The organism is Nonomuraea sp. NPDC049625 (assembly GCF_040675285.1).
Classification (GTDB): domain Bacteria; phylum Actinomycetota; class Actinomycetes; order Streptosporangiales; family Streptosporangiaceae; genus Nonomuraea; species Nonomuraea angiospora_A.
Genome location: NZ_JBFAOQ010000012.1, coordinates 1 through 20,064 on the forward strand (window position 1 = coordinate 1; position 20,064 = coordinate 20,064).

General features: G+C 71.7%; 20 protein-coding genes. 19 read left to right on the plus strand and 1 reads right to left on the minus strand.

Features of this window, described 5'->3' with window-relative positions; genetic code table 11:
• The 19 genes from AB0J87_RS40555 to AB0J87_RS40645 form a co-directional block, all read left to right on the plus strand.
• A partial coding sequence (locus AB0J87_RS40555; RefSeq protein WP_363963076.1) for an aldehyde dehydrogenase family protein occupies positions 1-129 on the plus strand: 129 nt, incomplete at its 5' end.
• Positions 122-943, plus strand: a complete 822-nt coding sequence (locus AB0J87_RS40560; RefSeq protein ID WP_363974926.1) for an aldehyde dehydrogenase family protein — start codon at positions 122-124, stop codon at positions 941-943. The genes AB0J87_RS40555 and AB0J87_RS40560, both read left to right, overlap by 8 nt.
• 77 nt (positions 944-1,020) lie before the next feature.
• Positions 1,021-1,962, plus strand: coding sequence for a ribokinase (locus AB0J87_RS40565; RefSeq protein WP_363974929.1), 942 nt, complete (start codon positions 1,021-1,023; stop codon positions 1,960-1,962).
• The gene (gene rbsD / locus AB0J87_RS40570; RefSeq protein WP_350735829.1) at positions 1,959-2,363 is read left to right on the plus strand and encodes a D-ribose pyranase; all 405 of its coding nucleotides are present in this window, start codon (positions 1,959-1,961) and stop codon (positions 2,361-2,363) included. Before AB0J87_RS40565 ends, rbsD begins: the two co-directional genes overlap by 4 nt.
• Before the next feature lie 13 nt (positions 2,364-2,376).
• A complete protein-coding gene (locus tag AB0J87_RS40575; protein ID WP_363974933.1) occupies positions 2,377-3,870 on the plus strand; it encodes a sugar ABC transporter ATP-binding protein in 1,494 nt (497 codons plus the stop codon).
• The gene (locus tag AB0J87_RS40580) at positions 3,867-4,862 is read left to right on the plus strand and encodes an ABC transporter permease (RefSeq protein ID WP_350735823.1); all 996 of its coding nucleotides are present in this window, start codon (positions 3,867-3,869) and stop codon (positions 4,860-4,862) included. The genes AB0J87_RS40575 and AB0J87_RS40580 overlap by 4 nt, the downstream gene beginning before the upstream one ends.
• A gap of 11 nt (positions 4,863-4,873) precedes the next feature.
• Positions 4,874-5,875 carry a substrate-binding domain-containing protein gene (locus tag AB0J87_RS40585; RefSeq protein WP_355199931.1) on the plus strand — a complete coding sequence of 334 codons (1,002 nt, stop codon included), beginning with the start codon at positions 4,874-4,876 and terminating at the stop codon, positions 5,873-5,875.
• 272 nt (positions 5,876-6,147) lie between these two features.
• Entirely contained in the window at positions 6,148-6,759 is a 612-nt protein-coding gene (locus AB0J87_RS40590; protein WP_363974937.1) for a TetR/AcrR family transcriptional regulator, read from the plus strand.
• A gap of 108 nt (positions 6,760-6,867) precedes the next feature.
• Positions 6,868-8,442, plus strand: coding sequence for an ABC transporter substrate-binding protein (locus tag AB0J87_RS40595; protein WP_363974940.1), 1,575 nt, complete (start codon positions 6,868-6,870; stop codon positions 8,440-8,442).
• Complete coding sequence (locus AB0J87_RS40600) at positions 8,439-9,386, plus strand: ABC transporter permease (protein WP_363974943.1); 948 nt, start codon at positions 8,439-8,441, stop codon at positions 9,384-9,386. The genes AB0J87_RS40595 and AB0J87_RS40600 overlap by 4 nt, the downstream gene beginning before the upstream one ends.
• A gap of 1 nt (position 9,387) precedes the next feature.
• Positions 9,388-10,278, plus strand: coding sequence for an ABC transporter permease (locus tag AB0J87_RS40605; protein WP_363974946.1), 891 nt, complete (start codon positions 9,388-9,390; stop codon positions 10,276-10,278).
• Entirely contained in the window at positions 10,275-12,287 is a 2,013-nt protein-coding gene (locus AB0J87_RS40610) for an ABC transporter ATP-binding protein (RefSeq protein ID WP_363974949.1), read from the plus strand. The genes AB0J87_RS40605 and AB0J87_RS40610 overlap by 4 nt, the downstream gene beginning before the upstream one ends.
• Positions 12,284-13,216: a formylglycine-generating enzyme family protein gene (locus tag AB0J87_RS40615; protein ID WP_363974952.1), complete on the plus strand. Its 933-nt coding sequence runs from the start codon at positions 12,284-12,286 to the stop codon at positions 13,214-13,216. Before AB0J87_RS40610 ends, AB0J87_RS40615 begins: the two co-directional genes overlap by 4 nt.
• Positions 13,217-13,236: 20 nt before the next feature.
• The gene (locus AB0J87_RS40620; protein WP_363974955.1) at positions 13,237-14,805 is read left to right on the plus strand and encodes a sulfatase; all 1,569 of its coding nucleotides are present in this window, start codon (positions 13,237-13,239) and stop codon (positions 14,803-14,805) included.
• Between the two features lie 47 nt (positions 14,806-14,852).
• Positions 14,853-16,244, plus strand: a complete 1,392-nt coding sequence (locus tag AB0J87_RS40625; RefSeq protein WP_363974957.1) for a sulfatase — start codon at positions 14,853-14,855, stop codon at positions 16,242-16,244.
• Between the two features lie 215 nt (positions 16,245-16,459).
• Positions 16,460-17,425: a sugar kinase gene (locus tag AB0J87_RS40630; protein WP_363974960.1), complete on the plus strand. Its 966-nt coding sequence runs from the start codon at positions 16,460-16,462 to the stop codon at positions 17,423-17,425.
• A complete protein-coding gene (locus AB0J87_RS40635; RefSeq protein ID WP_363974963.1) occupies positions 17,397-18,158 on the plus strand; it encodes an IclR family transcriptional regulator in 762 nt (253 codons plus the stop codon). The genes AB0J87_RS40630 and AB0J87_RS40635 overlap by 29 nt, the downstream gene beginning before the upstream one ends.
• The gene (locus tag AB0J87_RS40640) at positions 18,145-18,750 is read left to right on the plus strand and encodes a bifunctional 4-hydroxy-2-oxoglutarate aldolase/2-dehydro-3-deoxy-phosphogluconate aldolase (protein ID WP_363974966.1); all 606 of its coding nucleotides are present in this window, start codon (positions 18,145-18,147) and stop codon (positions 18,748-18,750) included. The genes AB0J87_RS40635 and AB0J87_RS40640 overlap by 14 nt, the downstream gene beginning before the upstream one ends.
• Before the next feature lie 230 nt (positions 18,751-18,980).
• Positions 18,981-19,382, plus strand: a complete 402-nt coding sequence (locus AB0J87_RS40645) for a cupin domain-containing protein (protein ID WP_363974969.1) — start codon at positions 18,981-18,983, stop codon at positions 19,380-19,382.
• Here the strand turns inward: AB0J87_RS40645 and AB0J87_RS40650 are convergent.
• Positions 19,379-20,062, minus strand: coding sequence for an NAD(P)-binding domain-containing protein (locus AB0J87_RS40650; protein ID WP_363974972.1), 684 nt, complete (start codon positions 20,060-20,062; stop codon positions 19,379-19,381). The two genes, AB0J87_RS40645 and AB0J87_RS40650, sit on opposite strands and share 4 nt — an antisense overlap.
• Between the last annotated feature and the right edge of the window lie 2 nt (positions 20,063-20,064).

Genomic DNA, 20,064 nt, shown 5'->3' on the forward strand with positions numbered 1-20,064 from the left:
CGGGCCGGGGTGGTGTGGGCCAACACGTTCAACAAGTTCGATCCGGCCTCGCCGTTCGGCGGTTACAAGGAGTCCGGCTATGGCCGCGAAGGCGGGCTGCACGGATTGGAGGCATACCTCGATGTCTGATCGACGAGTGACCGTGCGCAAAACGTACAAGCTCTTCATCGGTGGAGCGTTCCCGCGCTCGGAGAGCGGGAGGTCCTACCCCGTGACGCGAACGGAGCACGCCGCCAGGGCCTCGCGCAAGGACGCCCGCGACGCCGTGGTGGCCGCGCGCAAGGCGTTCCCCGGCTGGTCGGGCGCCACCGCCCACAACCGGGGCCAGATCCTCTACCGGGTCGCCGAGATGCTGGAGGGCCGCCGCGCCCAGTTCGCCGACGAGCTCGGCGGCCCGCGCAAGCAGGCGCTGGAGCAGGTGGACACCGCCGTCGACCGGCTCGTCTGGTACGCGGGCTGGTCCGACAAGATCGCCGCCGTGCGCGGCACGGCCAACCCGGTCGCGGGCCCGTACTTCAACCTGTCCTCGCCGGAACCGGCCGGGGTGGTCGCGGTCATCGCGCCCGCCGAGCCCCTCCTCGGCCTCGTCACCGCCGTCGCACCCGTGATCGTCACCGGCAACACCTGCGTCGTGGTCGCCTCGGAGCGCGCGCCGCTGCCCGCGATCACGTTCGCCGAAGTGCTGGCCACCTCCGACCTGCCGGGCGGCGTCGTGAACATCCTCACCGGGCACCAGGCCGAGCTGGCCCCGTGGCTGGCGGCGCACATGGACGTCAACGGGCTCGACCTCACCGGCGTGGCGGCCCCCGAGCTGAAGCAGGCCTGCGAACAGGCCGCGGCCGAGAACTTCAAACGCGTGCTCACCGCGGCGGAGGACCACGGGACGAGACGCATGACCACGTTCATGGACACCAAGACGGTCTGGCACCCCGCCGGGATCTGATCGACCCCGCACCCGCAAGGACACGGCACATGGGCCGTGCCCTCGGCTCATCCATCCCCGAATCTGGAGGAACCCCCATGGAACCCACCGGTGTTCTCGTCGTCGGGAGCATCACCGCGGACGTCACGGCGTTCAGCCGGCGACTGCCGCGGCGCGGTGAGACCGTGCTCGGCGACGACTTCACCCTCGTGCTCGGCGGCAAGGGCGCGAACCAGGCCGTGGCCGCGGCCCACTCGGGCGCGCCGACCTGGATGGCCGCGTGCGTGGGCCAGGACCCGTTCCGCGACATCGTGCTGTCCGGCCTGGAGACGCACGGCGTCACGCTCACCGAGGTCCGCACGGTCGAAGGCCGTACGGGCGTCGCCCACATCCGCGTGGACGCCTCGGGCGAGAACGACATCGTCATCACGCCGCTCGCCAACACCTCCCTCGACGAGGCGATGGTCACGGAGAGCATCGAGCGCGTCCGCGACCGGGTCGGAGTCCTGCTGCTCCAGCTCGAGATCCGGACGGAGGTCGCCTGCCACGCGGCGCGGGAGGGCGCGACGGCCGGGCTGACCGTGGTCCTGGACCCGGCGCCCGCCCAGGAGCTGCCGGACGACGTGTGGCCGTACCTCGACATCGTGACCCCGAACGAGAGCGAGGCCACCGTGCTGACCAGCGTGCAGGTCACGGACCTGGAGTCGGCGGAGCGCGCGGCGGCCTGGTTCCTGGAGCGCGGCGTGAGCCACGCGATCATCACCCTCGGCGCGGGCGGCGCCCTGTCGGTCACGAAGGAACGCACCCGCCACTTCCCCGCGTACGCCGTGACGCCCGTGGACACCACGGCGGCCGGCGACGCGTTCACCGGCTTCTTCGGCGGCGCCCTCGCCGCCGGCCTCGACGTGGACACCGCCATCCAGTACGGCATGGCGGCCGGCGCCCTGGCCACCACCAAGGCGGGAGCCAGCCCCTCGCTCCCCGGCAGGGACGAGGTCGAGCCAATGGTCAACACCTCCATGGAAGGAGCCACCCGATGAGGCGCAACCAAGGAACGCTCAACGCCCAGCTCGCCCGCGTGATCTCCGAGCTCGGCCACACGGACACGATCGTGGTCACCGACGCGGGACTGCCCATCCCGAGGGAGGTGGAACGCGTGGACCTGGCCGTCAGGGAGAACCTGCCGCGTTTCCTCGACCTGCTGGACGCGGTGCTCGACGAGGTGGCCGTGGAGGGCGTGCGGCTGTCCGAGGAGATCAAGCAGCACAGCCCGGACATGCTGGCCGCGATCGAGGAGCGGTTCGACAGGCTCGGCCTGACGCTGGAGTTCCTGCCGCACACCGAGTTCAAGCAGGCCACCGCCGGAGCCAGGGCGGCCGTGCGCTCCGGCGAGTTCACCCCGTACGCCAACGTCCTGCTCACCGCGGGCGTCGTGTACTGATCGGGAGCCTGGCATGCATCTCCAGCTGGCCGATGTGCGCAAGTCCTTCGGCGACAACAGCGTTCTGCGCGGCGTCAGCTTCGACGTCGGACCCGGCGAGGTCGTGGCCCTCGTCGGGGAGAACGGGGCGGGCAAGTCCACGCTCACCCGGGTGATCTCCGGCGCGCACCAGCCCGACTCGGGACGGCTGCTGATCGACGGGACCGCGACGGTGCTCAAGGACCCGCAGGCCGCGATGGCACAGGGCATCGAGGTCATCTACCAGGAGTTCCAGCAGAACCTGTTCCCGCACCTCAGCGTGGCCGAGAACATGTACGTGCTGGACCGCGAGCGCGTCTTCGGCCGCCTGTTCGTCTCCAAGCAGCGCATGGCCGCCGAGGCCAGGCAGGCGCTGCGCCGCCTCGGCATGGAGATCGACGTGCATCGCCAGGTCAGCGAGCTGAGCGTGGCCGAGCGGCAGATGCTCGAGATCGCCAAGGCGATGACGCACGAACTGCGGCTGATCATCCTCGACGAGCCGACCGCGGCGCTCGACGAGCAGGAGTCCGAGCAGCTCTTCGCGCAGGTGAACCGGCTGCGCGAGGCCGGCGTCTCGGTGATCTACATCAGCCACCGGCTGGACGAGGTCTTCGCCCTGTCGGACCGCATCGTCGTGCTCCGCGACGGCCGGGTCACGCTCGACGCCCCCACCGAACGGCTCACCCCGGCCGAGGTCGTCACCGCGATGGTCGGCGACGCCGTGGACGACTTCTACCCCAAGGACCGCAACGCCGGGGACGAGGTCGTGCTGGAGGTGCGCGGCGGTGGCGGCACCCGCTTCCACGACATCGACCTCCAGGTCAGGGCCGGCGAGGTGGTCGGCATCGGCGGCGTGGTCGGCTGCGGGCGCAGCGACCTGCTGCGCGCGCTGTTCGGCCTGCAGCCGATGACCGGCGGGTCCGTGCTCGTGGACGGCTCCGGCGTACGCGTCGCGAGCGTCCAGGACGCGATCGGCAGCCGGATCGCCTACCTGTCGCCCGACCGGCAGGCAGAGGGCCTGTGCATGGGCCAGTCTGTCGAGGCGAACGTGTCGCTGGCCTCGCTGCGCGACTTCAGCTCCGGGAGCGGAGTCGTACGGCGCGGCAAGGAGCGCGCCGCCACCGGCGCGGTCATCTCGGAGCTGCGGGTGCGCGCCGCCTCCCCGTCGATCGCGGTCAGCTCGCTGTCCGGCGGCAACCAGCAGAAGGCCCTGTTCGCCAAGTGGGTGATGACCCGGCCGCGGGTGCTGCTCATGGACGAGCCGACCCGCGGCGTGGACGTCGGGGCCAAGACCGAGATCTACCGGATCATCAACCAGCTCACCGCGGACGGCGTCGCCGTCCTGCTCGTGAGCTCCGACCTGCCGGAACTCGTCGCCATGTCCGACCGCGTGGTCGTGATGCGCGAGGGATGGCTCGTCGCCGAGCTGACCGGCGACGACCTCGACGAGCAGTCCATCCTCAAGCACGCACTGGTAGGTGCCGCATGACCTCGAAGCTCAAGACCGTCGCGGGCCGGCTGCGCGCGGTGTGGATGCTCCTCCTGGTAGGGATCGTCCTCTCGGTGGCCTCGCCGGTCTTCCTCACCCCGACGAACCTGCTCAACGTCGCGCTCGCGACCTCCGTGGCCGCGCTGCTCGCGGCCGGGCAGACCTATGTGATCATCCTTGCCGAGATCGACCTGTCCGTGGGCTCGGCGCTCGGCTTCTCCGCCGTCGTCACCGCCCTGACGCTCGGCCCGTACGGGCTGATCCCCGCCCTGGCCGCGGGCCTGGCGACCGGCGCGGCCATCGGGCTGGTCAACGGCCTGCTCGTGACCAGGACCAGGATGCCGTCGTTCATCGCGACGCTGGCCACGATGTCGGTGTTCGCGGGGCTCACCCTGCACATCACCTCGGGCAACCCGATCCCGGTGACGGACTACGACTTCCAGGGGATCGGGCAGGCTCGGTTCGCGGGCGTGCCGGTGCCGGTGTGGATCATGCTGGTGGCGTTCGGGATCTTCGGGTACGTCCTGGCCCGCACCCGCTTCGGCCGTTACGTCTACGCCACCGGCGACAACGTCGAGGCCGCCCGGCTGTCCGGCATCAGGGTGCACCGCGTCAAGATCCTCGCCTTCGTCATCAGCGGCGTGCTGGCGTCCCTGGCCGGGTTCATCATCACCGCCCGGCTGTCCACGGCCCAGCCGACCGCCGGCGCCGGCCTGGAGCTGGACGCGATCGCGGCCGTCATCATCGGCGGCACCAGCCTGGCCGGCGGTCGCGGCACCCTGCTCGGCACCCTCGTCGGGGCGCTCGTGCTCGGCGTCATCGACAACGGCATGAACCTGCTCGACGTCTCCCCGTTCCTTCAGGACGTGGTGAAGGGCCTGGTCATCCTCCTGGCCGTCTTCCTCGACCGCAATGTGGACATCCTGCGCAGGCTCGTGCCACGCAGAGCCGAATCCCCCGTCCGTACCCCAGAACTCGCCCAGCACATCTAAAGGAAAGATCCATGCGCACTCCCCGCAAACTCGTCGCCGTCGCGATCCTGGCCGCCGTCTCCCTCACCGCCTGCAGCCGGGGCGGCGAGGAGGCGACCACGGGCGCCTCCCAGGCGTCCGGCAAGAAGGACGCCACGATCATCATGAGCACGCTCGGCAACCCGTTCTTCATCAGCGTGAAGGACGGCGCCGAGGCCCAGGCCGCCAAGAGCGGCATCACCCTGAACGTGCAGAACGCCGACAACTCCGACGCCACCTTCCTCAACCAGGCGACGACCGCCATCTCCAAGCAGACCGGGATCCTCATCCTCGACCCGGTGGGCAGCCAGTCGGCCAGCAGCTCCGTCACCCAGGCGAACTCGGCGAGCATCCCCGTGATGGCCTTCGACCGCAAGCCGTCCGGCGGCAAGCTGGCCACGTTCGTCGGCTACGACGCCGTCCAGGCCGGCAAGAACGCGGCCGACGCGCTGGCCGAGGCCGTCGGCGGCAAGGGCAAGGTCGTCGAGATCCAGGGTATCCTCGGCACCAACGTGGCCCAGGACCGCAGCAAGGGCTTCCAGCAGCAGATCGCCACGCACAAGGACATCAAGGTCGTCGCCACGCAGGCGGCCGACTTCGACCGGGCCAAGGCCCTGAACGTCATGACGAACGTGCTGCAGGCCAACCCCGACATCGACGGCGTGTACGCGGCCAACGACGAGATGGCCATGGGCGTGCTGTCCGCGCTCAAGGCCCGCAACCTGGTGGGCAAGGTCAAGGTCGTCGGCAACGACGGCATCGCCGACGCGCTGGCCGCCGTCGCGGCGGGCGAGATGTACGCCACGAACGCCGAGTCGCCGTTCGCGCTCGGGCAGAAGGTGGTCTCGCTGGCCTCCGACGTCCTGGGCGGCAAGCAGGTGCAGGCCGACGAGACGCTGCAGGGCAAGCTCGTCAAGAAGGACAACGTGAAGGAGTACGCGGACTACCTCGTCGGCCTCGGCGACAAGTCCGGCGTCCCGGACAGCCTCAAGTAGGAGCTCCCTGGCCCATGGCGACCCCCGGTTCCGGGGGTCGCCATTACGGCTTTGTGGCGGTATCGCGGGTGGGGGCCCCTGGTCGGCCTGCCGCGGGACCTGCCGGCCGATCCGTGCGACGCGCTGCCGCGACCGCGTACGGAAGTCGCCGCCAAGCCGTAAGTTACTGACAAGTAGGGCTTCCTTACTTACCGAGTACTCGGTAAGTTGCGAGTAATTCACACCGTGATAACCGGACCAGTGAGCCGGTCGGCGTCGAAGAGGAGGCACGCATGGCACGAGCGGAGAGTGGCCGGGTCCGCCGCCCGGCCGCCGCGCGACGGGAGCAGATCCTCGCCGTCGCCGCGGACGCGTTCGCCGTCGCGGGCTTCCGGGGCACGAGCCTGGCCGACGTGGCCCAGAAGGTCGGAGTCTCCCAGCCGGGGCTGCTGCACCACTTCGACAGCAAGGAATCCCTCATCCTCGCGGTGCTCCAGCAGCGCGACCTCCAAGACGAGCAGCACGTCGAAGCGCAGTTCCAGGGTGTGGAGGTTACCACCAGGGAATGGCTGATGGCGTTCTGCCGCCGCAACGAGACCCAACCCGGCCTCGTCCGGCTGTTCACCGTCCAGTCGGCCGAGAGCCTCAACCCGGCGCACCCGGCCCACGACTTCTTCTACCAGCGCAACCAGCGAGTCCGCGGCCGGATCGCCCGGCTGGTCATCGCCGACCAGGAGAAGGGGCGGCTGTCCCCGTCCCTCGATCCGGCCGCCACGGCCGCCGAACTGGTCTCTCTGATGAACGGCCTGCAGCTGCAATGGCTCCGCGACCCCGCGATCGACATGTGCGGGCTCTTCGAGACGAGTCTGCTGCGGCTCGAAGCGATCCCGAGCACGAAGGCCTGACCTTCCAGAAACACCCCCCGGCGCCGGTCCCGCGTGGACCGGTGCGTCAGTCGGCATGACGGCGCAAGCGCAGGCGGCGTCGTCCCCGGCTTCACGAGGAGTTCCACCATGCGCACAGGCGTACAAAGCCGTCCATACTCCCGTACGAATCTCCGAGTCCTGCTGGCGCTGGCCCTGTCGTCCGCGTTGACGGCAGGCTGCCAGTCCGCGGTCCAGCTGGAGCGGCAACAAGCCGCCGGCGGGTCCACCGCGAGCTGCCGCGAGGGCGGCACGCTGGTCGTCGCCAGCGCCCAGCCGCCCATCCCCGGCCGGGTGCTCGCCCAGGGCGCCGCGAACCTGTTCTGGGTACGCGGGGTCTTCGAACCGCTCATGAGCGTCAAGGACGGCGACATTGCGAACCCGGTCCCGTTGCTGGCCACCGCGTGGAAGGTCGGCGCCGACGACCGGACCGCCACGCTCAGCCTGCGCCAGGGCGTGACCTTCCATTCCGGCCGCCCCTTCACCTCGGCCGACGTGCTGTTCACCTTCAAGCAGGCGCTCGAACCGGCGAGCCCGTCGAACGACAAGCAGATCATCGGCGGCTGGCGGCTCAAGGCGACCGGCGACCATGAGGTGACGATCGAGTCCGAGACACCCCTGTCGCCCGTGCTGGCAAGCGTCCTCGACGACACACCCATCGTGGACTCGCAGACCTACAAGGACCTCGCCGACGGCTCGAAGTTCGTCGGGACCGGGCCGTACAAGGTGGAGCGGTACCAGCCGGGCGCCCAGCTCGTGCTGGTCCGCAACGACCGCTACTGGCAGCGGGGCCTGCCACACCTCGACCGCATCGAGAACGTGGTCATCGCGGACTCGACCGCTCAGCTCGCCGCGCTGCGGTCCGGGCGGACGCAGCTGGCCTCCGGCCTGACGACGCAGGACGCCGCCACCGTCACCCAGAAGGGCGGCCAGTTCCAGCTCTACGAGGGCCAGCAGGTGCTGTACTCCCTCGTCCTGGACACCGCGAGCGGAGCGTTCGCCAAGAAGGAGGCCCGCCAGGCCGTCGGGTACGCCATCGACCGCGACCGCATCAAGCAGCAGGTCTTCAGCGGCCTCGGCGAGACCAGCGGCCTGGTGTGGCCGGCCGGACCGGAGTACCCCAAGGACCGAGAGAACGCCTACCGCCACGATCCCGCCCGGGCACGGGAGCTGATCAAGGAAGCCGGCGCGAGCGGGGCCGAGGTGCCGATCACCATCATCAACAACCCCCAGTTGCAGGCCGTGTACCAGATCATCGCCAACAACCTCACCGACGTCGGGCTCCGGCCGAAGCTGATCGCCCTGCCCGCGCCGGACTACCAGTCGCGGCTGGCCGCCGGGAAGGGCGGCAACTACCTGTCCTTCCGCGGGCAGGTGCCCAGCCCGTCGCTGGTCGCGCAGACGAATCCGGACGTACGCCTGCAAGGCGCCCACCGCACCTTCACCAGCAAGGAGTACACCGCCCTCGTGCGCGGGGTGATCGAGGCGGGCGGCGGGCAGGCCGGCGCGGACGCGGTGCAGAAGCTCACCGCGTACATGCTCGACCAGGCGGTCCAGCACGTGCTGGCGACGACGCCGGCCATCACGGTCAAGTCCACGGCCGTCCAGGGGTTCTCCCTGGTCTCCGGCGGGCTCCTCTCGCGTGAGACGTGCCTGGTCCGATGATTCGTTACCTGGTCAAGCGCGTCCCGTCGGTGGTCCTGGTGCTGCTGGCCACCAGCGTGATCGCGTTCCTGCTGCCGCGGCTGACCCCCGGCGATCCGGCCGCCGTGATCGCCGGCCCGGAGGCCACCCCCGAGACCATCGCCGCCGTACGCGCCCAGCTGGGCCTGGACCAGCCGCTGGTGTCGCAGTACCTGAGCTGGATGGGCGGCCTGTTCACCGGCGACCTCGGGCGGTCCTTCCAGTACGGCCGTCCGGTGGCCGAGCTGATCGCGACCCGGGTCGGCAGCACCGTGGAGCTGGCGGTGCTGGCCGGGCTGTTCCTGGCCGTGGTCGGGATCGGCCTGGGCGTGCTGGCCGGCTCCGCCCGCTCGCGGTGGTCGCGTGCGCTCGCCGACGCGACGAACACCAGCCTGCTGGCCGCGCCCCCGTTCCTGGTCGGGCTGCTGCTCATCCTGGCGTTCGGGGTCGCGATCCGGATCCTGCCGATCAGCGGGGAGATGTCGGTGCTGGAGCGCCCGGACCTCGGGCTGCAGTACCTGCTGCTGCCCTCGCTGGCGCTGGCCCTGCCGATGTCGGCCGGGGTGGCGCGGCTGGTGCAGACCTCGATGCTGGCGGTGCGCCAGGAGGACTTCGTCGACCTGGCGGTGGCCAAGGGCGTGCCGACCCGGCGGATCAGCGTCCGGCACGTGCTGCGCAACAGCCTCGGCCCGGCGGTGGTGGCGATCGGGATCAGGTTCGGCGACCTGCTGGCCGGCGCGGTGGTCATCGAGGCGATCTTCGCCAGGAACGGGCTGGGGCAGCTGGCCGTCTCGGCCGCTCAGAGCGCCGACTACGCGGTCATCCAGGTGCTCATCGTCGGCACGGTGCTCATCGCCGTGATCGCGCAGCTGCTGACGGAGATCTCCCTGGCCGCCCTCGACCCCCGCATCCGATTGGGGCAGTGACATGACGATTGCGAAGAGAGTGCCCGTGATCGCGGCGGGGGAGAGGCCGGTCCGGCGGCGGCGCGAGCGCGGCGGCGCGCCGGCCCGCTACGCGCAGGCGTTCCGGACCCCGAAGGGGCTCGCGGGGGCCGTCCTGCTGACGCTGCTGGTCGCGCTGGCCCTGCTCGCGCCGGTGCTCGCCCCCGGTGGCTACGACCAGCAGGCCAGGGACGCGCTCGCCGGGCCGTCCATGGGACACCCGCTGGGCACCGACGAGTTCGGGCGCGACATCGTGGTGCGGACGCTGTACGGCCTGCGTACCGACCTGAGCCTGATCCTCACCGCGGTGCCGGTGAGCATGGCGATCGGCACCCTGCTCGGCCTGTCCGGCTACGTGTCGCGCAGGCTCGGCTCGGTGACCCAGCGCGTGCTGGACATCATCCTCGGCTTCCCCGGCCTGATCCTCGGCATCATGATCGTCATGATGATCGGCGCCGGCTGGAAGGCGCTGTTCACGGCGATCGTCATCGCCGGTCTGCCCGGCTTCGGCCGGCTCGCCCGCGCGGGCCTGCTCGCCCAGCAGCAGCGGGAGTACGTGCTGGCGGCCCGGGTGCTCGGCGTGCCGCGCTCGACGGTGATGGTCCGCCACATCCTGCCCAACGTGGCCGACCCGATCCTCGTGCAGGCCACCGTGTTCATGGTGGTCGCGATCTTCATCGAGGCCGGGCTGAGCATCGTCGGGCTCGGGATCAACCCGCCGAACCCGTCGCTGGGCGCGATGCTCAACGTGGGCGCCCGCTACATCGACAGCCTGCCCTCCTACGTGCTCGGCCCCGGCCTCGTCCTGCTGCTGCTCGCGCTGGCCTTCACCCTCCTGTCCGACGCTCTGAACCAGGCGGCGAACCGACGATGAACGACTCCCTGCTGGAGGTGCGCGGCCTGCGTACCCAGTTCGACACGCCGGACGGCGTGGTCCACGCGGTCAACGACGTGACGTTCTCGATCAGCCCCGGGCAGATCATCGGCATCGTGGGCGAGTCGGGCTCCGGCAAGTCCGTGGCCGCCCGCTCGATCCTGCGCATGGTGCGTCCCCCGGGACGGATCACCTCGGGGGAGGTGCGCTACCGCGGCACGGATCTGCTGACCCTGCCGGAGAAGCGGATGCGGGAGCTGCGCGGCCGGGAGATCGCGATGGTGTTCCAGGACCCGCAGTCCGCGCTCAACCCCGCGATGACCGTCGGCGACCAGATCGCCGAAGCGCTGATCGTGCACGGCACCGGCAAGCGGGCGGCCCGGCGGCGGGCCCTGGAGCTGCTGGTCCAGGTCGGCATCCCCGACGCCGAGCGCCGGATCGGCGACTACCCCCACCAGTTCTCCGGCGGCATGCGGCAGCGCGTCGTGATCGCGGTGGCCCTGGCCGGCTCGCCCTCGCTGCTGATCGCCGACGAGCCGACGACCGCGCTGGACGTGACCGTCCAGGCGCAGATCCTGCGGCTGCTCGGCAGGCTCCGCGACGAGCTGGGCATCGCCGTACTGATGATCACCCACGACATGGGCGTGGTGGCCGAGATGTGCGACGAGGTCGTCGTGATGTACGGCGGCCGGGTCATGGAACGCGGCCCGGTGGACGTCATCTTCGGCCGCCCGGAGCTGCCGTACACCGCCGACCTGCTCGCGGCCATGCCCCGCATCGACGAGCACTCCGCGGGGCGGCGGCTGCCCTCCATCCCCGGCGCTCCCCCCGACCCCGCCCGCCTGCCGGAAGGCTGCCCCTTCCACCCGCGCTGCCGCCTGAGCGAGGACGTCTGCGCGCGGGAGGTGCCGCAGCTGTCGCCGCGCGGCGGCGACGGGCACCTCGCCGCCTGCCATGTCACGCGGCGCGGCGCGGCGATCCCGCCGATGCGCACCGCCGCCGCCGAGGGACGGCGCGACCGGACGCCGGTGCCGCTGCTGGAGATCGACGGCCTGCGGGTGGACGTCGCCGCCGACAGGGCGGGACTGATCCGGCGTCACCGGCCGGTGTACGCCGTCGACGGGGTCAGCCTCACGGTGTCCAGCGGGGAGACCGTCGGGCTGGTGGGCGAGTCCGGCTGCGGCAAGTCCACCCTGGCCCGCACCATCGTCGGCATCAACGCGGCGGCCTCGGGGTCGGTCCGCGTCGGGGCCGGCGCCAAGGAGCTGCGGGAGACGGTGCAGTACGTGTTCCAGGACCCGTACGCGTCGTTGAATCCGCGCCGCACCATCCGCCAGTCCCTGGACGAGGCGCTCGCCGTGCGCGGCCTGCCGGCGGGCGAGCGGGACGCCGAGGTGGTGGCGCTCATGGAGCGCGTCGGCCTCAGCGAGCGCCACCTCGACCGCTACCCGCACGCCTTCTCCGGAGGGCAGCGCCAGCGCATCGGCATCGCCCGCGCCCTCGCGGCCCGGCCGAAGCTGCTGGTGCTCGACGAACCCGTCTCGGCGCTGGACGTGTCGATCCAGGCGCAGATCATCAACCTGCTGGAGTCCCTGCGTGACGAGCTCGATCTCGGCTACCTGTTCATCGCCCACGACCTCGCGGTGGTGCGGCACCTCAGCGACCGGGTCGCCGTGATGTACCTGGGCCGGTTCGTCGAGATCGGCGACGCCGAGTCGGTCTACACCGCGCCGCAACATCCGTACACGGCGGCGTTGCTGGCCTCGTCGCCGGTCCCGGACACCGCCGGGCGCGCCCGCGAGCGGATCGTGCTCGGCGGGGATCTGCCCAGTCCCAGGAATCCGCCGACCGGCTGCCGGTTCCGCACCCGCTGTCCGATCGGGCCGCTGAACCGCCCGGACCGTACGGTCTGCGTCGAGCGGGCGCCGGAGCTCACGCCCACCGAATCGGGGCAGCTGGCCGCGTGCCACTTCGCCGGAGAGCTGGCCGCCACCGGAGCGGTGGCATGAGCGGGTGCTGCACCCCGGGCCGCCCGCCGTCCGGCGCGCCGACGGCGGCGGCTCAGCCCCCGCGGGCGGGGCGCGGCTCCGACGCCGGGATGGTGCGGCTGCCCGGCGGGCGGTTCCGGATGGGCAGCGAGGATGCCGAGGGCTTCCCCTCCGACGGTGAGGGCCCGGTCCGCCCGGTGGAGCTCTCGCCGTTCCTCATCGACCGCTGCGCAGTAACGAATGACGATTTTTCGGGATTCGCGGCCGAGACGGGCTACGTCACGGAAGCCGAACGGATCGGCTGGTCCTACGTCTTCGTCCGCTTCCTGAACCGGGACCTGCGCCGGATCTCGCCGCGGCCCGAGGTCACCCCGTGGTGGGCGGCCGTCCGGGGGGCGGACTGGCGCCATCCCGAAGGGCCGGGGAGCGGCCTGGACGACCGCGGCGACCATCCGGTCGTCCACGTGTCCTGGCACGACGCCGGCGCCTACGCCCGCTGGGCCGGCAAGCGGCTGCCGACCGAGGCGGAGTGGGAGTACGCCGCCCGAGGCGGCCACGACCAGCGCCGCTACCCGTGGGGCGACGAGCTCACCCCCGAGGGCCGGCACCTGGCCAACATCTGGCAGGGCCGCTTCCCGGTCACGAACACGGCCGAGGACGGCTACGCGGGGACCGCCCCGGCGCACGCGTTCCCGCCCAACGACTTCGGCCTGCACAACATGGCGGGCAACGTCTGGGAGTGGTGCGCCGACTGGTGGGGCACGGACCACCCCGCGCAGGCGCGGAACCCGGCCGGTCCGCCCTCGGGCACCGACAGGGTGACGCGCGGCGGCTCGTACCTCTGCCACGCCTCCTACTGCAACCGCTACCGGGTCGCCGCCCGCTCGCACAACACGCCGGACACCTCCGGAGGCAACACCGGCTTCCGCTGCGCCCGCGATCTCGACTGACCGACACACGAAGGGTTTCCATGCGCGTCATCTACATCGACGTCGACACGCTCCGAGCCGACCACACGCAGCCCTACGGATACCAGCGGCCGACCACGCCGAACCTGCAGGCCCTGGCCGACAAGGGCGTGGTGTTCGAGCGTTACTACTGCTCCGACTCGCCCTGCCTGCCCTCGCGCACCGCGCTGACCAGCGGGCAGTTCGGCATCACGAACGGCGTCGTCGGGCACTTCGGCGAGGCCGCCAGGTACCGCCTCGACTCGGGCCACGGCAACCATCCCGAACGCCCGCTGCTCGGCCAGCGGCTGGGCGAGCACGGCTACTACACGGCCGCCGTGTCGATGTTCGCCGAGCGGCACCGGGCCTACTACTTCCTGGGCAACTTCCGCGAATCGATCCGGGCCAGCAACGAGATCAACGACGAGGACGGGCGCGACATCAACCGGGTCGGGCTGGACTGGATCCGCCGGCACGCGCACGAGGACGACTGGTACCTGCACCTGACCTACTGGGAGCCGCACACGCCGTACCTGACCGAGCCGGGCTGGACCGAGCGGGCGGCCGCCTCCGGGCCGCCCCCGGCCTGGCCCGACCAGGACGCCATCGACGGCCACGCGGAGGTCTACGGGCCGCGCAGCGCCCTCGACCTGCACTATTCCGTCCTGCCGCGCAGCTCCCCGGTCCCGCACAACATGCCGGAGGCCATCCGCACCCGAGCCGACTTCGAGCACCTCATCAACGGGTTCGACGGCACGATCATGTACTGGGACAGCCTGTTCGGGGAGTTGCTGGCCACGCTGGAGGAGCTCGGCATCGCCGGCGAGACCGCGATCATCGTCAGCGCCGACCACGGGGAGTCCTTCGGCGAGAACGGCTCCTACGCCGAGCACGGGCACGCCAACGAGCCGGTCCACCGGGTGCCGCTGGTCGTCTACTGGCCGGGCGTCACCGACGACCTGCCCGAGGACGCGCGCCGCTGCGACGCCCTGCTGTACAACATCGACCTCGCCCCCACGCTCTGCGACCTGCTGGACATCCCGGCCCCGGGCGGGTGGCAGGGCGACTCCTTCGCCGACGCGGTACGCGGGTCCGAGATCCCGTCGCGCCCGTACCTGGTGCTCGGCCACGGGGCCCACACCTACCAGCGGGCGGTCCGCACCCGCGACCACCTCTACATGCGGACCTACCATCCGGGCAGCTTCCGCGCCGAGTGGGAGCAGCTCTTCAACGTCACCGCCGACCCGCACCTCACCACCGACCTGATCGAGAAGGAGCCGGAGCTGGCGGCGCAGATGCGTACGCACCTGTCGGAATGGTGGCACACCTACGCGGGCCGGCCGGGCGCGCTGCCCGACCCCATGCAGGCGACGCTGCAGGTCGGGCCGACCTACTACAACGACCCGGTCCGCTACATGGAGCACCTGCGCGCCACCGGCCGCGCCCACCTCGCGGACGACCTGGCGGAGCGACTGTCCACCGCCACCGGCGCCACGCCGGTCTCGTGGCACGCCACGGAGGCCGCCTGGACGCCCGAGCGGCACGCCGCGTGGGAACGCAGAATCGCCGCGGCCGGCCGCAAGGGCTCCTGATGGCCGTCCGCGCCACCCTTGACATGAACGGCCGCTGAGGAGACCGCATGCCACCGAACATCCTGCTGATCACCGCGGACGACATGGGCGGCGACACCCCGGGCTGCTTCGGCGGCCCGGCGGAGGTGACCCCCGCCCTGGACCGGCTCGCCGCCGAGGGGATGACCTTCGGCCGCGCGCACGTGGCCATCGCGGTGTGCCAGCCCAGCCGGTCCGCGATCATGACCGGTCGCTGGCCGCACCGCAACGGCGCGCAGGGCTTCGAGCCGATCGCCGACGGAGTGCCGGTGCTCACCCGGGTCCTGCGCGAGGCCCGGTACATGTCGGGCATCCTCGGCAAGGTGGAGCATCTGCAGCCGGTGGAGGCGTTCGGCTGGGACTATACGCGCGGCATGCGCGAGCTGGGGATGGGACGCGATCCGCGCGCCTACGGCGAGGCGTCGCGGCGGTTCATGGAGGAGGCGGCCGCGCAGGGGCGGCCCTGGTTCCTCATGGCCAACGCGCACGACCCGCACCGGCCGTACTCCGGCAGCCAGGACGAGCTGGACCGGTTCCCGGCCGAGGCCAGGGCCTCCTACCCGGCCCCGTCGAAGGTCTTCGGGCCGGCGGACGACGTCGGAGGGGTGCCCGGGTTCCTCCCCGACCTGCCGGAGGTGGCGCGGGAGTACCGCGAGTACCTGAGCTCGTCCCGCCGCTGCGACGACGTCGTCGCCGAGGTGCTGCGCGCGCTGGACGAGAGCGGCGCCGCGGGGGGCACCCTGGTGGTGTTCCTGTCGGACAACGGGATCGCCGTGCCGTTCGCCAAGGCGAACTGCTACCTGCAGAGCAGCCGGACCCCGCTGATCGTCCGCTGGCCCGGGGTGACCCGCCCGGGCGGGCGCGAGAACACCGCGTTCGTGTCGACGATCGACCTGTTCCCCACGTTCTGCGCGGCGGCCGGCCTGCCCGGACCGGCCGGGCTGGACGGGCGGACCCTGCTCCCGCTGCTGCGCGGGGAGCCCCAGGACGGCCGGGACGCGGTGTTCACCGTGTTCCACGAGACGGCGGCGAAGGGCCGGTACGAGATGCGGTGCCGGCAGGACGACCGCTTCGGCTACATCTGGAACGAGTGGTCCGACGGCACCCGGGAGTACCGGGCCGAGAACATGATGGGACGCACCTGGCCCGCGATGCTCGCCGCCGCCTCCGGCGACGAGCGGCTCGCCGAGCGCGCCCGTTTCTACCGGCACCGGACGCCCGAGGAGCTCTACGACCTGCACGCCGACCCGCATTCGCTGGCCGACCTGTCCGGCGACCCGGATCGCCGGAAGGACCTCGACGCGGCGCGGCAGGACCTGCTCGCGTGGATGGCCGGGACCGGCGACCCGCTGCTCGACACCTACCGGGCCTACCTCCAGGGGGCCGCCGTCAAGGCGCTCGACGACCCCGGCGCCGCTTGAGGGGTGTCAGGCCCGGTCGGCCGGTTCGAGAAGGGGGCTATCCGCTATATTGCAAATGCAGCATAGGCGTTGCGGTATTTGCAATGAAGGAGTGCTCTCATGCGCGTGGTCACGTGGGCGGCGGTGGATCGGATCGCTCAGCAGGACGGCCCGATCACGGAACCCTCGGACGGGCAGGTCCGCGGACGCCGGCGCCCGCGGACGGTGAGCGGCCGATGAGACCCGCAGACGTGCTCGCGATCGGCGAGACCATGGTCATGGTCACCCCGACGGCGGGCGGCCGGCTCGACGCGGACAGCGCGTTCATCCTGCGCCCCGGCGGCGCGGAGTCGAACGTCGCCGCGCTGCTGGCCCGGCTCGGCCACGCCACGGCCTGGGCGAGCGCCGTCGGCCGCGACCCCCTCGGCGACCTGGTCCTCGACGCGCTGCGCGGCCACGGCGTGGACGTCGATCTGGTCCGCCGCGACGACGAGCGGCCCACCGCCGTGTACTTCAAGGACCCGACCGCCTCCGGCACCCGCGTCTACTACTACCGGCGCGGCTCGGCCGCCTCGGCCATGACCGTGGCCGAGGTCGCGGGCTGGGCCGCCCGGCCGTCCAGGATCACGCACATCTCCGGCATCACCGCGGCCATCTCCCCGCAGTGCCTGGAGCTGACCAGGCACATCGTGTTCGACCGGCCGCTCGGACCGGCCACGGTCAGCTTCGACGTCAACCACCGGCCGAGCCTGTGGAAGGACGGCGACGCCCCGGCCGTGCTCCTGGAGCTCGCCCAGCGCGCCGACATCGTCTTCGTCGGGCGTGACGAGGCGGCGGCGCTGTGGGGGACCTCCGACGCCGAGAGCGTGCGCCGGCTCATCGACCGGCCCCCGTACCTGATCGTCAAGGACGCCGCGATCGAGGCGGTCGCCTTCACCCCGGAGGGCGTCCATCGGGCGCCGTCGACGCCGGTCGAGGTGCTCGACGCCGTCGGCGCGGGGGACGCCTTCGCGGCCGGCTGGCTGAGCGGGTTCCTCGACGGCCGGGACGAGCTCACCCGCCTGCGGCTGGGACACTACGCGGCTTCCCGTGTCCTGACGTCCCCGGCCGACATGGCCGATCTTCCTCCCGCCGGTGAGATCGTCTCGCTGCTCGGACAAGGAGGACACCAGCATGTCGCAGACCGTCGCGCGGGCCATTGACATCGTCGGGTTCGTCTCCGTACGTCACCGCACGCTCGGCGAGATCGCCGATCACCTCGGCGTGCACAAGTCCACCGCGCTGCGCCTGCTGCAGACGCTGGAGGAAGGCGGCTTCGTACGGCGCGTCCCCGGCGGCATGTACGGCATGGGCTTCCAGCTCATCGCGCTCGGCCAGCTCGCGCTGGACCAGGTCGAGGCTCGCTCGCTCGCGCACCCGATCCTGCACGGCCTGAGCGAGCGCTACGGCCAGACGGTCCACCTGGGAGAGCTGGCCGGGGACCAGGTCATCTACGTGGACAAGATCGACGGCCGGGGCACCGTGGCCATGGGCTCGCGCATCGGGCTGCCCGCCCAGCCGCACACCGCCGCCGTCGCCAAGGTCATCTTCGCCTACCAGGACGCCACGACCTGGGCGCGGGTCATGGAGCGCATCACGTTCACCCGCTTCACCCCCACGACGATCACCACCGCCGAGGCGCTCGCGGCCGAGCTCGCCCTGACCAGGGAACGGGGCTGGGCCGAGGACGACGGCGAGCACGAGGACTACATCAACTGCGTGGCGCTGCCGGTCTTCGACGCCCGGGGCAAGGTCACGCACGCCATCTCGATCACCGCTCTGCGGGCGGTCGTACCACTGGAACAGCTGCGCGCGTACGTCGACGACCTGCGCGACGCGGCCCACGAGATCTCCAAGAGTCTGGGCTGGGGAGGAGACCGCTATGGACGCCGCTGACTTCTTCGACACACACCTCGGGAGCTGCCCGATTCTGGGCATCTTCCGCCACCTCGACCCCGTGGCCACCGTGGCCATGTGCGAGCGCGCCTGGGCGTTCGGCGTCGAGCTCATCGAGGTGCCCGTGCAGACGCCCGACGCGCTGCCGTCCCTGCGCGCGGCGCTGGACGCCGCCCGGGCCAACGGCAAGAGCGTCGGAGCGGGTACGGTCACCACTGCCGAGCAGCTGACCGCTGTCAGCGACCTGGGCGCCGCCTTCACCGTCGCGCCCGGACTCCACCCCGAGGTCGTGGCGGAGACGCTGCGGCTCGGGCTGCCGCACCTGCCGGGCGTGGCCACCTCCACGGAGATCGCCACCGCCCTCGGTCACGGGTTCACCTGGCTGAAGGCGTTCCCCGCCGCGCAGCTCGGGCCCGACTGGATCAAGGCGCAGCTCGCGCCGTTCCCCGGCGTCCGTTTCGTCGCCACGGGAGGTGTCGACGCCGGCAACGCGGCCGCCTTCCTGGCCGCGGGCTGCAGGGGAGTGGCCGTGGGATCGGCGCTGAGCGATCCGGACGCGCTGGACCAGCTGCGCAAGGTCACGAATTCCTGACCTCTCGACAGAGGGTGTTCTGCGGGTACGTGTCACACCAGGTCCTGTCACACGCGCTTGACCAGGTGTTTCATGGGCGATGAGCCGCTGCCGGGGCGCGTTCCCCGTCGGCGGCCACCCGCTGAACCGCCGAAAGGACGACCACGCATGGCACAGGACACGCAGCCGTCAGGCGCGCAGGCCATCGTCGACCCGGACGGCTGTCTGACACCTCGCGGACGGAGACATCCATGAAGATCGTGAAGCAGCCGCCGACCGTCAAGCTGCCCGCCGAGTGGTTCACCGGCGACGCCTGGGCCGACGTGATCTACCGGGGCGAGGACCCCTCCCGCGCGCGGGCGAACATGGTCAGGTTCGCGCCCGGAGCCCGTACCGCCTGGCACTCGCACGGCCTGGGCCAGACGCTCTACATCGTCGAGGGCGTCGCGCTGATCCAGTCGCGTGGCGGCGAGATCATCGAGGCCCATCCCGGCGACATCGTCCACACGCCGCCGGGCGAGGAGCACTGGCACGGCGCCGCCCCGGACCGGTTCATGATCCACCTCGCGATGTGGGAAGGCGACGACGCCGCCTGGCTGGACCACGTCACCGACGCCGAGTACAACGGGCCGCGCGTCAGCACGAAGCGCTAGAGGACGGCCTGGTCGGCCAGCTTCTTGACCTGGTCGGCGGGCACCGGAACTCCAGGGGTGTCCACGAACCAGCGGTACGACTCTTCGAAGTCCAGCCCCTCGGGTCGCTGCGACGGGAAGTACGGCTGGACGTAGACGGGGGTGCCGGGCTGGACGCGCCAGCTGTCGGCGATGCTGCCGATGTCCGCCGCGTCATGGCCGAGCGCGTCCAGGAGCCCCGCCACCTGCGCCTTGGCGCCTTCGTCGTCACCCGCGATCGGCAGGGCGCTGCGGTCGGGTGCGCCGGCGGGGCGGGCGAGGGTGAGCAGGCGGTGGAAGTCGATGTTGTCGAACGCCTTGACCACGTGGGCGCCGGCCAGGTGCCGCTGCACCAGGGCGGTGGAGGTCAGCGTCCCGCCGCTCAGCTCCGGGAGGTCGCCGTCGCGGTCGGGATAGTAGTTCATCGTGTCGATGACGGTCTTGCCGGCCAGGTCCGCGGCCGGGAGCCGGCCGTAGGCGTGCAAGGGGATGGTGGCCACCACCAGGTCGCCGGCGCGGGCGGCCTCGGCGGGCGTGGCCGCGGTCGCGTGCTCGCCGAGCTCGGCGACGAGGTCGGCGAGAGCTTCCGGCCCGCGCGAGTTGCTGAGGACGACGTCGATGCCGGCGGCGACGGCGAGGCGGGCCACCGTGCCGCCGATCATGC